Source organism: Pseudomonas sp. LBUM1676 (assembly GCF_059695605.1).
Genome location: NZ_CP166777.1, coordinates 4,723,216 through 4,737,482, shown reverse-complemented (window position 1 = coordinate 4,737,482; position 14,267 = coordinate 4,723,216). Strand labels below are relative to the sequence as shown.

Sequence of the window (14,267 nt, the reverse complement as noted above, 5' to 3'; positions counted from 1 at the left end):
TTATATCCCCATAATCAATTTTATGTTGTTCAGGATTTTCTTTCGTTCATGCAGGCCATTGTGCCCACCATTAATTATCTGCGTTGTTTTTTCTATGTTGTCTTCATCGGCAGCCGAATTAAAATTAGTCATTGAGCAATAAACAAATGCCGACTCTACCCCATATTGTAGTTCGTCAATAATTAGATCAGGGTTCCCTGCAAAATCTTTCAAATCACTTGGGTTTGCGGTGTTGTGAATTCTAGTGTAGCGCTCGTAGTTAAATCTACCGGTAAGTTGAATAATTCCTCTGCCTCGGTATTTATACCCATCTTGCGTATCTTCCCCTCCATTCCCCATTCTGTCGGCATATACATAGCTGAGTAATTTTGTCGCGTTGTTAGCGTAGAGATGTTCATGACTCCAAAGTTTGCTTCGAAGCCGACCTAGATCGCAGTCATCCTCTCCTGTGTTGTAATTTTTTTGACCTCCTTTGCATCCAAATATCTCGCGCATTCTCCTAGGGCTATAATTACCGTTTTCGCTTTTTACTTTGAATTGGCTTTCGTGACCAACTTGTGCAAGAAAATGTACAATGCGCAATGGGGTATCGATTTTATATATGGGGGCATACATATTTAGATAAGGCAAGATTTCTTGGTGGTAAATGGACGTTCCATGCGGATCTGCAGCTTTCAACATCTCCATGGTGATTAGCTCTTGCGTTTCCGAAAACAAACCTACCAACCCAATCGGATGAAAGTGGTATGGCCTCCCCCAAGACGGCAACCCCACCTTATCCGCAACTTCCTCCCACCAACTCATTTCTTTGATCCGCTGTTTCTCCGCCAACCAATTCAAGTGCGGCGTCGAGCCGCTGTGGCCGAGCAACTCATCCAGCGCATCCCATTTCTGCGGCTGGTGAAACCACTCGCTTTCCTTGCGCAGGATCAATTGTGAGATCGCTTGCGCGTGGGCCGGTAGGCGCAGGGCAGCTTGCAATTCTTCGGCGGTCATCTTGCCGTCGCGATTACGGTCGATGATGTCGTACAGCCGGCTCTTCATCGGCCCGTGATTGTCTTTCTCGGCCAGAGGACGAAAGTGCTCGCGTTGCGCATCGCTGAAGCGGTTGACAGCGCTGAAAAACGACGCCATGGCGTGCTTCGGCATGCTGAAGTCGAAAATGACGTCATAACCTTCCCAGGACCACGGACTGAACCAAGGCGTGACGCCGACTTCTTCGCACACCCAGCCTGTGAGCAGGTTGTTGTTCGCGTCATGCAGTAGTCCATCGAGGCGATACCAGTTGCGGGCTTTGTGCACACTCGTTGAGGCAACGATAATTTTGTCCTCTGCCCGCAGACCATCCAGCACCCTCTTGGGGAGCAGCAGGTCGGCGGCACTGAGTGGACTGTCTGCACTCATCGCCTTCAGTTGTGCGGCCGTGACATTGTCTTCATGAGCCACGACGGCCGTGCCTTTGGCCAGTTTCAGCCAGGTTTTATCTTTGTCCGGCAGGCGCTGAGCCCACTCGCGGCTGGCCTCGATAAACATATCGATGTCATCGCCACTGAACACTTCCAGGTGGAGCTTGTGTTCCGGCTGCTCCGCGCCGCTGTCCTGATACTTACCGAGGTGACCGATCAGATCCCCTGCCTTGATGGGAACGGGCTGGTCGAGCACGACTATACGATCTGCTGCCAGGGGTTCCTGCTCGCCTTCCAGCCAGTTGAAATGCACGTACTGGTTGATGCGCTCCAGCTTACGGAAATCGCCCTCTCCGCTGACCGTGACGACCGTTCCGGTCGGCAGCTCTGCAATCACCTTGCAAGGAATGATCGGTTCAGATCGAACATTGACCAACTCTTTCGACGACGTGATGCGGTACTCGTTGCCAGCAATCGGTTGCAGAATGCTGGCGGCGATGTAGCCCGCTAGCGAACCATCGGCATTGATCAGCTTGGCGGGGCCAAGACGGTTTTCCAGCTTGCGGTAGAGCCCGGTACCACTGACGGTCACTTCTGCTCCGCGTGGCAGCAAGTCAATCACCTTACCCTGCTTCCGATCCATGTGGCGCACGTTCAGGCCAGGCTGATCCAGCTGGCCGGAGCGGACATCGTTCGCTGTCTGCTTGACGCGCAGGGTCGGGCTCTGCGGCCAGGACGCCGGGCGCGCGATGGCAGAATTCTTCTTGTACACCGCCCAATCCTGCAGGTGCATGTACAAGCTGTAGAAGGTCAGGCTGGGCGGTGTATTCGGGCTGCCTTCGATTTTCGGTGGTTGTAACCGATGGCGCACCAGCACGAAGTTGCGTGAAAAAGGTTTGCCGACAGTGGTGGTGTTGACGAAGTAGCGCGTGGTCGGCGATTGCGTGTCGACGCGGTAGGCCACTACTTCACCGTCAGCCAGACAGCACACGGATTTATCCGGGGGGATGCCGGTACCGCTGTCGAAATGCACACCGCCGTGAAACAGCCCGCTGCGGCCGATCGGGTAGTAACCCGCGGCGGCTTTGGCCATGTGAGTCAACTGTGCCAGCGGATTGCCCGTGTCCTTAAGCGGATGACTCCAATTCTTCAGCGGCTGCAATACGTCGACGCTGAATTCCGAGGCCGTAGATGTCTGGACTGCCCGGGTATCGGGCGTCGGCAAGACTGGGACGCTCGGCCCATCAAATCGCGTGTCCCTGCGGTTGTCGTGAAATCCAAAAAGTCGGGAAAGCAAGCTGGCCATGTTGAGTGTCGCTCCTTGTTCTGCGTAAAGAGTCCGGCAGAGAAATCCGTCAGTGCCAAGGACTTCTGGATGGCGTATGGGGAGGCTTTATGTCCGCCCTCGATCAAACGCTCGACAGCTTTCTAGAAGCTGATAACGATTGAAATAGGATGCGTCCGAAATGCGCGTAGGACGCGTCCGGGTGTTGGGCTGTCAGATCTGTAGGAGTTTTTTATGGTGTGGTTAAAGGCATTGCGCCGAGGGTTGTTCGACCTCTATCCGGAGCTTTTTTTACATGTAATTTTCTGCGTGTTTAAAGCCAGCCAGGTTCCTTCCCGAAAGCCACACAGCCTTGCGCCATTGCCTACAGTTACGCCAGAATCCGCCGGCTTGTGCGCCTTGGGTGCGGGCTCTATCGTTTGTCGGTCGCTGAAAAACAGCGATCGGGTTTGGTAGCCCGTTTCGTATTAGGCGCATAGCGCCACCTTACGCAGTCGCTTTCTCCGGACTCTGTTTTATGGTGGCCATGCGCAGGGCTCCTTCAGGGGCGCCGGGTTCCTAATGCGACCGGTCTACCAACCCGCGTATGGCCGCCACCTTTCGTTTGGTAGCGAGGGTGATGGCTCCTTTGTTCTTCGCATTAGGAGTTTCATCTATGTTCAAGGTAACGCCCAATCCGCCGGACACCGATCCGGCATCACCCTCCGAAAACCTCGATTCAAAAAAACTCCACGAAGGCGCCGAGCGCGCCCTCAATTACCACCTCAACCCGGCCGCCAACATCATGGCCAGCCCGCGCAAGCCCAGCACCATGTACACCGTCAACCCGGAACTCGATACCGAAACCCTGCTGGTCCATGCCTGCGAGTCGCTGGCGTCGGCCAATGTCATGGCCAGTGATCTGGCGGGGTTTCTGGAGGGGGCGCATCGCAATACCCTGCTGGGGATTGCGCAGGTGATCATGCTGGGGGAGCTGGCGGTGAACCGGGCGCTGGATCGGCTCGACCCGCCTTAGTGGTCACTGCCCCTTCGCCGGATGTCTGGTGCCGGGATTTGTAGAAGGGCGGCCATCGCCTTCGCGAGCAAGCTCGCTCCCACAGGTGGCCGCTGTGAACATAAATTCTGTGTTCACCGAAGATCCCCTGTGGGAGCGAGCTTGCTCGCGAAGGCGGCATAACAGTCACCATAAAACTCTCAGCAAAAAAAATGCCCGCATCTCACGACACGGGCATTTTTCAATTCAGCTCAACGCTCAGAAATCATACTTCGCGGTGACTTGCATGTTACGCGGCTCGCCGGAGAAGGTGGTGCCGAAGTTGCCCAGGCCCGTCAGGTACTTCTTGTCGAAGACATTGTTGGCATTGACGGTGAAGCTCAGGTGTTCGTCGTACTTGTAGCGAGTCATCAGGTCCACCAGGGTGTAGCCGCCTTGCTTGAGATTGACGCTGCCATCGGTCGGGCTGAAGGTCTGGCCGTAGAACGCGCTCTGCCAGCTGATACCGCCACCGACGGTGACCTGGTTCAGCGCGCCCGGCAGGCGGTAGGTGGTGAACGTACGTACGCTGTGTTCCGGTTTGCTGGTGGCCAGCGGGAAGCCGAAGATGCGCTGTTCGTCCTGGTCGCGGGTGCGGGCGTAGGTGTAGCCGGCAGAGACGTTCCAGTCTTGCGCCAGCTCGCCGGCCAGTTCCAGTTCCACACCGTTGGTGGTGGCGCCGGAGATGGCTTCGTACACGTCCTGGCCGGTGCCGTCGGTGGTGACGTATTGGGCGACGTTGTCCTGTTCGATGCGGAAGAAGGCCAGGCTGGCGTTCAGTCTGCCGTCGAAATAGGCCGCTTTCAGACCGGTCTCGTAGGCGTCGCCTTCAACCGGCTCCAGGGTCTTGCCGCTGGCGTCCTTGTAGATCTGCGGCTGGTAGATGCTGGTGTAACTGGCATAGACCGAGTACGTGTCGTTCAGGTCATAGACCACACCGGCGTAAGGCGTGACCACGCCGTGTTCCTTGTAGCTGGCGTGGGTGTCGGACAAGGTGCCGCCCGGGTAGTAGGTGTAATCTTCGTTGTATTTGAAGGTGCTCAGGCGGCTGCCGAGGATGAACGACAGGTCGTCGGTCGGACGCAGGCGCGTGGCCAGGTAGACGCCGTTCTGGCTGGTGGTGCGCTCGTACTTGCCGTTTTTCGGGAAGTCCTGCACCGGCAGGTTGCCTTTCCAGTCGAAGATGCTGCCCGGGACCAGTTCGAAGGCGCTGGTGTCGTAGGTGGCACCGGTCTGGCGCGAGTGCGAAGTCATGAAACCAGCAACCAGTTCGTGCTCGCGACCGCCCAGGGAGAACGGGCCGGAGACATTCACGTCAGCGGTGTTCTGCACGCGATGGCCTTCCCAGCGACCCCAGTAAAAGAACATCCCTTCACCGGTGGTGCGGTCCGGGTTGCCGCCACTGGCCGAGGCCAGGCGGGTATCGTGATCGGTGGTTTTCTGGTCGAGGCTGACCTTGAGTTTCCAGTCGTTGGCCAGGGCCTGTTCCAGCGAGGCGAAATAAGTGGTGCTGTCGAAATCACGACGGCTCCAGTCGGCGCCCGGGTTGAAGCTGCGCGAGAAATCGGTACGGCCACCGTCGGTGAAGAACGGCGAGTTACCGGTCCAGGAACTGCCGCGCGGGGTGGCGCTGGACTTGTCGATGCCGAAGGTCAGCAGGGTGTCGTCGGTGAGGTCGGCTTCGAGGACGCCGTAGAACAGGTCTTTCTTCTGGCTGTAGTGGTCGATGTACGAATCTTTGTCCTGGTAGGCGCCCACGAAGCGGCCACGCACGTTGCCCGAATCGGTCAGCGAACCGGAGATGTCGCCTTCGGTGCGGTAGTTGTCCCAGTACCCGGCGGTGGCGCTGACCGAGGCCTTGAATTCCTTGGTCGGTTTCTTGCGCACCAGGTTGACGGTGGCGGACGGGTCACCCGAGCCGGTCATCAGGCCGGTCGCGCCTTTGATGACTTCGATGCGGTCGAGGCTGGCGGAGTCGTCGCTGTTGTTGGGGTTTTCTCCGTAAACGCCGTCGTAGGGGATGTTGACGCCATCGTATTGAAAGTTGGTGATGGCGAAGCCGCGGGAGGAAAACTCGGTGCGGTCACTGTCGTACTTCTGCATCGTGATGCCGGGGGTATTGCGCAAGGCGTCGGCGACGCTGGTGACACCGCGATCGTCCATTTGCTGACGAGTCACCACGGTCACCGATTGTGGTGTTTCACGCAGGGTCAGCGGCAGCTTGGTCGCGGTGGTGGTCGCGCCGGTGGTGTAGGAACCGGTGTCTTCGGTATTAAGGCCCAGGGCCTGGCCGGAAATGGTGGTCGCGCCCAGTTGCAGGCTCGAGCCGCCGCCGGACACCAGGGTGACGCTGTTGCCGTTGATCTGGAACGAAATGCCGGTGCCCTTGAGCAGTTCCGCCAGGGCCTGGGACGGTTCCAGCGAGCCGGACACCGTGCGGGACTTGATCCCGGCGACCTGGTCCGGGCTGTACAGGATCTGCAGGTTGGTCTGCATGCCCAGTTCGGTCAGGGCGCTGGACAGCGGCTGGACCGGGATACTCACTTTTACAGGTGCAGCATTGGCCATCGAGCTCCCCAGCAAGGTGGCGGTCAGCAGTACGCTAGTGAACAGGGTGCGATGCAAAGTCGGGCGCTGTACGGCCAGCGCGAGAGGTGTGCGGCGGGTTTGAGGTCGCATTACTTACCTGAGCTCCTGAAAAAGTGTTGTGCAGCATTTTTTGTTAATAGGAATGATTATTAGACGCAGCACTAATGGAAAACCGGAAAGAAACCGGCAAAATAAATTTCTGGAGGGAGGAGTCAGTTGGTTTTTGTGTGGTCCTGCAGTGAGTCAGCTGCCCGACACTGAACCTGTGGCGAGGGAGCTCGCTCCCGCTTGACTGCGCAGCAGTCCCTTTCTTGTCAGGGATAAGGTGGGGCCGCTTCGCAGCCCAGCGGGAGCAAGCTCCCTCGCCACAAAGAGCCCCTCGCCACAGGGAAGCCCTGCACCACAGATGTGTGTGAAGCCAGTCTTCAGGCAGGGGCCATTTCGGTGATGACCTTTCCGCTTTCCATGCGCACCAACTGATCCGCCACATCGAAATAGCGGTCGTCGTGGGAGATCACGATGATGGTCTTGCCCAAGCGTTTGAGGTCCGGCAGCAGCTCGGTGTAGAAGATCCGGCGGAAGGTCGGGTCCTGGTCGGCCGCCCATTCGTCGAACACCAGCACCGGGCGCTCCTCGAGCCAGGCATTGACCAGGGCCAGGCGCTTGCGCTGGCCGGTGGAGAGGTCGGTGGTGGTGAAATTGCCGTCCTTGACGCTGACCTTGTGCGCGATCTCCAGCCGTTGCAGGTACTTGTTGGCGTCCTCGGGGATGTGCGTATCGCCCTGGACCACATCATCGAACAGGTAATAGTCGGCAAAGATGGTGGTGAACAGCTGGCGATAGTCGTCGCGGTTCTGCGCGTCGATGGCCACGCCGTTGACGTGGATTGCACCCTGCTGCGGCGGGTACAGGCCCAGCAGCAACTTGATCAGCGTGGTCTTGCCGCAACCGTTCTCGCCGACGATAAAGGTGATGTCGCCTTGTTTGATCGTCAGGTTCACCGGCCCGAGCTGGAAAGGCGCGGCACCTTCAGCCGCCGGGAAAGTGAAACGCACATCCGCCAGTTTCAATTCGTGCACCGCCAGCTTGACGTTGCCCTGATCACTCAACAGCAGATGAGGTTCAGGGGTGGAAAACTGCTCGGACAGCTCGGCGATGCGGCGGAAGGCAATCTGCGCGCGGCTGACGATGGGCAAGGTGCTGATCAGGTGTTCCAGCGGACCTTTCATGTACAGCAGCACCAGCACGAAGCCGCTCATCACGGTCTTGTCGGCGCTCGGCCAGTAGGTTTGCAGCGCCAGGGCCAGGCCGATCACCACGAAGAACAGCATCGAGCCGAAGGTCTTGGCGATGACGAAGGTGTTGATCGAGCGTACCTGGGTGTTGCAGATGAACTCGGCGGTGGCCTTGATGCCCGAGACGAACATGCGCTGGCGGCGAGGGCGGTGAATGCGCAGTTCCTTGGCGCCTTCGGCAATCGCGTTGTAGTGCTTTTGCAGTTCGTCTTCGGCGTCGCGGGCGGCCATGAAACCCTGCACGCCCTTGCTCTGGGCGTAGGCCTGGATCGCCGTGCCGATCAGGATCGCGGCGACCATGATCAGGAACATCGGCCACGACAGGATCGCCAGGTAGCCCATGCAGCCGAGGGTCACGGTGACGGAAATCGCCAGGGGGGCGAAGGCGAAGGCGAAGTCGCTGATGGTGTCGACGTCGTGGGTCAGCACCGGGATCAGGCGATGGCTGCGATAGCGCTCGATTTGTTCGATCGGGGCCGACAGGACTTTTTCACCGAGCTGTTTACGCAGTTTGGCGATGATGTGCTGGCCGACGTAGTTGGTGCCGATGTCGGAGCAGATCGAACTGGCCAGCGCCAGCAGGCACAGGCCGGCGAACAGCGCGACCACGCCTTGGGTCAGGCCGGTTTCCGAATGCAGGGCGTTATTGATGGTTGCCAGCAGTACCGTGACGCTCAGGCCGCCGACCATGCCCAGGAAGATGGACGCGGCGACGATGAGCCGAAAGGGTTTCAACAGGGCGAACAATTCGCCGATGGCGCCACGGGTTGGCTGGGTCATGGAAGACGGTTCCTTGGGTCGTAAAGGCAGATACCCAGTAGAACGTCTGGTGGAGGGGTTAATTTAGAAGGGTGGCGACTGGCGGTGGGGCTGATCGACACCGACCCTGTAGGAGCGAGCTTGCTCGCGATGGACGTGAACGATGACGCGTGCTGTCTGGAAAAATGCGTCGCGTTCAAATTCTTCGCGAGCAAGCTCGCTCCTACAGGGATCACCGTCGCCCCAAAAACAGGGCGGGCTTAGAGGTCGCGCACTATGCGAAAGCCCATCCAGTCCCCACGCTCTTGCGGGTACTGGCTGTTGCGGTTGCCCGAGCGCGAGAACACCGGGGCTTCACCCCAGTCGTTGCCGCGAATCCGTACGGCTTCGCAATTGGCCTCGACCCAGGCGCTGCCATCGGTGGGTGCACCGACGTAATCGGGGTGTTCGCAGTCTTCGACCCATTCGTAGACATTGCCATGCATGTCATACATCCCGAACGCGTTGGGCGGGTAGCTGCCCACCGGCGAGCTGTAGCTGTAGCCGTCCGCCGGGCCGTAGGTGTTGGCGTGCCTGGCGATGCTGTATGGCTTGCCTTCATCGAACGGGAAGGGGAACGGGCCTTTGCTGCCACCACGTGCCGCGTATTCGCGTTGCGCCTCACTGACCATGCGGTACGGCTGCCCGGTTTTTTTCGACAGCCAGGCGACGTAGTTTTTCACGTCATCGAAGTTCATGCACACCGCCGGCTGGCGCGGGCTTTGGGGATAGCGTGGCTTGCTGGCGATGCACTCGCGGCCGGGCCGGGTATCGCCGTTGGCGATGGTCACGCCGCTCTCGCGCACGTAGCTGTCCCACTCACCGGCGGTGACCTGGAAACGGCTCATGGCGAACGGCTTGGCGAAGGTCACTTCATGCATCGGACCTTCGTCGGGTTCACGCCCGACTTCGTCGTCAGGGGTGCCCATGGAGAAGGTCCCGGCGGGCAGTACGACCATTTCCGGGCAATCCCGGCAGTCCTTGAATACCTTGCCTGGTTGCGCAGCGGCAGCGGCTTGGGCGGTGGTTGGTAGCAGACCGGCCATGAGGGCGGTGAGGGCGAGCGCCTTGAGCGGGCGGGGCAACAGATTACTGTTCATGAGTCATCTCGATATAAAAAAACGGGTGTCACGCAAATCCAATGTGGGAGCGAGTCTGCTCGCGAAGGCGGCGTGTCAGTCGACGTCAATGGTGGCTGAGAGTCCGTCTTCGCCGGCAAGCCGGTCTCGCTCCCACAGGGTTCGGCGTCATGCCGTCAGCTGGTCTTGCTCAGCAATGCGATAAAGCGGTCGATATCGTTTTCAGTGTTAAGCAACCCGGGCGCAATGCGGATCACCGGGCCGACGTCGCGTTCCACTGAGTCGCAGACCACGCGATTCTGCATCAGTTGGAGTGCGACTTTTTCACAGTCCCGGTCCTTGATCCGGAAGAAGGTGAAGCCGGCCGACAATTGCGCACTTTTTGGTGTCACCAGTTCTATCTGCCGGTCTTCCAGCAGGCGGTTTTTTGCATAGGTATTGAGCGCATGGATACGCGCCTGGACCTCGGCCTTGCCCAGGTCCAGGTGCAGCTTGAAGGCTTCGTCCAGGGCCCAGCGGTGCTCGAAACTGTGATAACCGCCCGGGGTCATGATGGTGGAGAAGGTGGTGGCTTCGGAGAAGGTCGGGATGGTCGGCGTCACGTCCTTGAGCTCGGCTGAACGGGCGCAGATGATCCCGGTGCCGCGCGGGCCGAACATCCATTTGTGGGTGCCGGCAATGAAGAAGTCGCAGTGCATGTCGGGGAAGTCGAGGTCATCGACGCCGAAGCCGTGCACACCATCGACCACATACAGAATGCGGTCCTTTTCCTCGCGGTTGCGGTTGCGTTCCTCCACCAGTTTGCCAATCTCGCCGATCGGCAGTTTCACGCCACTGCCCGATTGCACCCAGGTCATGCCCAGCACACGGGTTTCGGGGCGAATGCCTTTGGCGATCGTACCGAGCACTTCATCCGCCGAAACGCTGTGGCTGTGCTCGAACAGCTTGAGCTTGCGCACCTTGACCCCGTCCTTTTGCTGGCGGTACGCCAAGGCATAGTTGGTGGCGTAGTGTTCGTGTTCGCTGGTGAGGATTTCCTGGTCCGGGCGCACGTGGATGCCGCCATAGATCAGCGACAGGCCTTCGGTCGTACTGCCGGTGAGGGCGATCTGTTCCGGCGCGGCTTTCAGATAACGACCGGCCCAGACTCGCACTTCATGCTCGCGCTTTTCGGTTTCCCCCAGGTCCCAGTCCATGGCCAGGCCGGGGTTGCGGTCGAGGTTGGCGCGGTGCAGGTCGATCGCCTCACGCACGGGTCGTGGGTGTGAAGTCACCAGGAAATTGGCGAAGTGCAGATAGTCCGGGTCCTGGTTGAACAGCTGGCGCAACTGCGCCCATTTGTCCCTGGCCAGCGGTGCCGGGCTGGCGGCCGACGCCGGCAGGTTCACGGCGGCGCCCAAGGGCAGGCCCGCCGCGAGAATGCCGGCCTGTTTGAGGAATGTACGTCGGTTGGTCATGGGTTCGTTTCGCCTGGCAAAGTCGGGATCAGTTATTGGCCACAGGTCTGGATGATTTTTGCACCTGGTCCCAGACCCGCAGGAAATTGCCGCCCCAGAGCTTGGCGATATCGGCTTCGCTGTAACCGCGGCTGATCAGCTCGGCGGTGACGTTGCGCCCCTCGCTGACGTCCTTCCAGCCATCGAGGCCGCCGCCATCGTTGAAGTCGGAACTGATACCGACATGGTCGATGCCGATTTTCTTCACCGCATAGTCAATGGCGTCGCCGTAGTCCTTGAGCGTGGCCTTGGGTTCTTCGTCGACAATCGCGTAGAGCTGGCTAGCGTATTCGCCGAAACGTTGCTCGGACCAGACGGTGATCACCGGATCGCCAGGCATCAGCGCCATCTCCAGGCCTTGCAGCGGTTGCAGGTCGAAGCGGGCGCGCAGGGCGTTGAGTTTGTCCTGGGTGGCCTGGCTCAGGGGGCGGATGTAGGTCGGGAAGCCAACGATCTGCACCACGCCACCGCTGTTCTTGATCAGTTGCATTTCCTGGTCGCTGAGGTTACGCGGGATGTCCACCAGGGCTCGAGGCGCCGAGTGGGAGGCGACCATCGGGGTGCGGCTCAACCGGGCGACCTGCTCCAGGGCCTTGGTCGACATCTGCGACACATCGATGATCACGCCGAGGTCGTTGAGACGCTGCACGGCTTGTTTGCCGATCTCCGACAAGCCGCCGAGGGCGTCCCGGGAGTCGTTGAAAAACGGCAGCGGTCGGGATGAATCAGCCCAGGCGTTGTTGCCCACGTAACTGAAGCCGAACATGCGCATGCCGCGAGCCGCCCATTTGTCCAGGGCGTTGAGGTCGTTGCCCAACGGATAGGCGTTGAGCATGCTCAGGAAGATCGCGAACTTGCCTTCGCCATGCAGGCGGCGGAAGTCGTCGGGGGTGTAGGCGATGGCAACCTGATTGGGGAAATCGCGGACCATGGCGTTGATGATTTTGTAGCGGGTTTCCTGTTCGAAGCGTGCTTCGTCGACGAACCCTGCGGTAGGGCGGTGCGGGGCGTTTTCGCCGTTCCAGATTTCCGGCCAGCCAAAGATCGTCAGGGCCGCGCCGGACAGGCGCCCGCGCCCGCTCTTGACCAGGTCGAACTGGCCGCTGCCGTCCTTGTCGGCTTCGTTGCCGGCGGTGCCGAAATCCATGGGCACGGTGATGTGGCTGTCGAATGAAAGCATGCGTTCCTGCAGTTCATCGGCCTGTTTCATCACCTTGACCGGGTACCCGGGGTTGTCCTTGAACCAGTAGTCCCAGGCCGCAAAGCCGGCACCGGCACTGATCGCCAGGGCCAGCGGCAGGCCGATGTAGAGCGCTTTTTTCGAACGTGGTTTGGTCATTGCCGTCTCAGTCAGGTTCGCCGCCCCGGTGCGTGTGTGGGGGCCTTTGCTATCTGGGAAGAACGAGTGGCCGAGGAAGGAATTTAGTGTTTGTGCTGGCCTCTTCGCTGGCAAGCCAGCTCCTACAGGGAATTGTGTGAACACCGAAGAACCCTTGTAGGAGCTGGCTTGCCAGCGAAGCTCTTAAATTTGTGAAGGCAACAAACGTTCTAGCTTGGATAAAGCCTGCTTCATGGCTGACACAGGTAGGGCAATGACGATTTCTCGACGATGGTTCATGGCAGGCCTGGCGCTGACCGGCGCCGCGGTGCCTGCGGCTTTTTATGGGCATCGCCAATGGACGAAAGCGGATCCGACGATCACCCCCGGGGAAGCTTCGTTCGATGTCGCCGATGTCGCGGGCCAGCATTTGGCGAACACCTTGCGCGGGGTCTGGCAGATTCGTTTCGAAGGCCGCGATGCCGGCATTGAAGGTTTGCCCCGGGACGGCCTGGAAGTGTTCCTCGACGTCGGCCATAAAGGCCGCGGCTTGATCGGCTATCTCGATACCGCCGAGCGTTTGCGCTCGAGTGAAGAACCGCGCTACCGGGTGCTCGGCGATCTGGCCGAGGCCAAGCCAGCCCAATTAAGCTGGCGGCTGGTCGGCGCCCATGCGGCCAACGGCACGCCGGATTACGAATTCAGCATGGCGCTGGATGAAGTCTGGGCCGGTTTCGGCAACGCCGGCAGCGGCACCCTCAGCGGCCGGGTGCTGAACCTGGACCGTCCGTTGATGATGACCGCCCAGGACAACCGCTTCATCGCCGTCAAACGGGTATTCCCCGAAGCCCGCGAACGCACCGGCCTCAATCCGGCACTGTTGGCCTGGCTGGTGTCCCCCGAACATCGACTGTTCCACCAGCTCTGGCATGCCTCCCGGGACAAGTGGCACACCCTGTCCGAAGACCAGCGCGGCGCGCTGCGCGGCATTGGCTGGCAGCCGGGGCCGCGGGACAAGGAGCGTGATGCCCGTGGTACACGCAAGGATCGCAATGGCTCGGGTGTGGATTTTTTCTTCATGCACCGACAAATGCTCGGTAAAGCGCGCTCCCTGCAAGACCTGCCGTCCTGGCCGCATTTCCCCTTGCCACAGCCGGAACTGGCGCGCGATCGCATCGGCTTCGCCAATTATTGCGACAACCACGACGGCACCGCGCTGCCACCGACCTGGCTGGCGGACGACGATGCCGAGTATTCGCAATGGGTCGCCGACATCAAGACCGCCGAGACTTACCACAGCAATTTCCAGGTCTGGGAGTCGCGCTACCGCGATCCGCGCTATCTGTCGAAGCTGACCCTGGGCCAGTTCGGTTCGGAGGTGGAGCTGGGCCTGCACGACTGGCTGCACATGCGCTGGGCCTCGGTGCCCCGGGATCCGTCCAACGGCCAGCCGGTGCCCTTCGCGCGGGATCCGTCGGACTTCTCCGCGCGCTGGTTTGCTCCGGAAAACGACTTCCTCGGCGATCCGTTTTCTTCCCACGTGAGCCCGGTGTTCTGGCACTTTCACGGCTGGATCGATGACCGTCTGGAAGACTGGTTCCGCGCCCATGAGCGGTTTCATCCGGGAGAAGTCAGTCGGCTGGAAGTCAATGGCGTGGCGTGGTTTGCGCCGGGTCGCTGGGTCGAGATCGACGACCCATGGCTGGGCCCGAGCACCCATGGCTGTAGCACTACGCCGGGGTTGCAGGTGGGCAAGTCAGTGGAAATGGACCCGGAAACCATGAAGCTGGCGTTGCGCATTACCTTTGGCGAGGACGAGAAGAAGCTGGCGGACCTGATGCGCAAGGTGCCGCAGCGGCCTTGGTATGCGCGGCATTTGAAGGCCAAGCCGATTACGAGTTGAGCAGGGAGACCGCGTTATCGTTCTTCGCGGGCAAGCCTCGCTCCTACAGTTTTATGTGTGCCTTG

8 protein-coding genes are annotated in these 14,267 nt (G+C 59.9%); 2 read left to right on the top strand and 6 right to left on the bottom strand.

From position 1 onward, the window contains the following. Positions 1–2,712 carry a hypothetical protein gene (locus tag ACA041_RS21920; protein ID WP_497437529.1) on the bottom strand — a complete coding sequence of 904 codons (2,712 nt, stop codon included), beginning with the start codon at positions 2,710–2,712 and terminating at the stop codon, positions 1–3. A gap of 634 nt (positions 2,713–3,346) precedes the next feature. Here ACA041_RS21920 and ACA041_RS21915 point away from each other — a divergent pair. Further along, on the top strand, positions 3,347–3,706 hold the full coding sequence (locus tag ACA041_RS21915; protein WP_497437525.1) for a DUF6124 family protein: 360 nt from the start codon (positions 3,347–3,349) through the stop codon (positions 3,704–3,706). 237 nt (positions 3,707–3,943) lie between these two features. On the opposite strand, the gene ACA041_RS21910 is transcribed toward ACA041_RS21915, so the two are convergent. The 5 genes from ACA041_RS21910 to pvdM form a co-directional block, all read right to left on the bottom strand. Further along, positions 3,944–6,403, bottom strand: coding sequence for a TonB-dependent siderophore receptor (locus tag ACA041_RS21910; protein ID WP_497437522.1), 2,460 nt, complete (start codon positions 6,401–6,403; stop codon positions 3,944–3,946). Between the two features lie 335 nt (positions 6,404–6,738). Beyond that, positions 6,739–8,388 carry a cyclic peptide export ABC transporter gene (locus ACA041_RS21905; protein ID WP_497437519.1) on the bottom strand — a complete coding sequence of 550 codons (1,650 nt, stop codon included), beginning with the start codon at positions 8,386–8,388 and terminating at the stop codon, positions 6,739–6,741. Between the two features lie 239 nt (positions 8,389–8,627). Beyond that, positions 8,628–9,506, bottom strand: coding sequence for a dihydropyoverdine dehydrogenase (gene pvdO / locus ACA041_RS21900; protein ID WP_497437517.1), 879 nt, complete (start codon positions 9,504–9,506; stop codon positions 8,628–8,630). Positions 9,507–9,661: 155 nt separating this feature from the next. Beyond that, positions 9,662–10,942: a pyoverdine-tailoring periplasmic protein PvdN gene (pvdN, locus tag ACA041_RS21895; RefSeq protein WP_497437513.1), complete on the bottom strand. Its 1,281-nt coding sequence runs from the start codon at positions 10,940–10,942 to the stop codon at positions 9,662–9,664. 28 nt (positions 10,943–10,970) lie between these two features. Continuing rightward, complete coding sequence (gene pvdM / locus ACA041_RS21890) at positions 10,971–12,320, bottom strand: pyoverdine-tailoring dipeptidase-like protein PvdM (RefSeq protein WP_497437508.1); 1,350 nt, start codon at positions 12,318–12,320, stop codon at positions 10,971–10,973. Between the two features lie 253 nt (positions 12,321–12,573). Between pvdM and pvdP the strand changes: the two genes are divergently transcribed. Next, positions 12,574–14,202, top strand: coding sequence for a pyoverdine maturation tyrosinase PvdP (pvdP, locus tag ACA041_RS21885; protein WP_497437504.1), 1,629 nt, complete (start codon positions 12,574–12,576; stop codon positions 14,200–14,202). The last annotated feature ends 65 nt before the right edge of the window (positions 14,203–14,267 follow it).

Bases quoted from the DNA above. Each gene is read 5' to 3' on its own strand.
- pvdO (WP_497437517.1), bottom strand. From the start codon at position 9,506: ATGAACAGTAATCTGTTGCCCCGCCCGCTCAAGGCGCTCGCCCTCACC.
- ACA041_RS21915 (WP_497437525.1), top strand. From the start codon at position 3,347: ATGTTCAAGGTAACGCCCAATCCGCCGGACACCGATCCGGCATCACCC.
- pvdP (WP_497437504.1), top strand. From the start codon at position 12,574: ATGACGATTTCTCGACGATGGTTCATGGCAGGCCTGGCGCTGACCGGC.
- pvdM (WP_497437508.1), bottom strand. From the start codon at position 12,320: ATGACCAAACCACGTTCGAAAAAAGCGCTCTACATCGGCCTGCCGCTG.
- ACA041_RS21920 (WP_497437529.1), bottom strand. From the start codon at position 2,712: ATGGCCAGCTTGCTTTCCCGACTTTTTGGATTTCACGACAACCGCAGG.
- pvdN (WP_497437513.1), bottom strand. From the start codon at position 10,942: ATGACCAACCGACGTACATTCCTCAAACAGGCCGGCATTCTCGCGGCG.
- ACA041_RS21905 (WP_497437519.1), bottom strand. From the start codon at position 8,388: ATGACCCAGCCAACCCGTGGCGCCATCGGCGAATTGTTCGCCCTGTTG.
- ACA041_RS21910 (WP_497437522.1), bottom strand. From the start codon at position 6,403: ATGCGACCTCAAACCCGCCGCACACCTCTCGCGCTGGCCGTACAGCGC.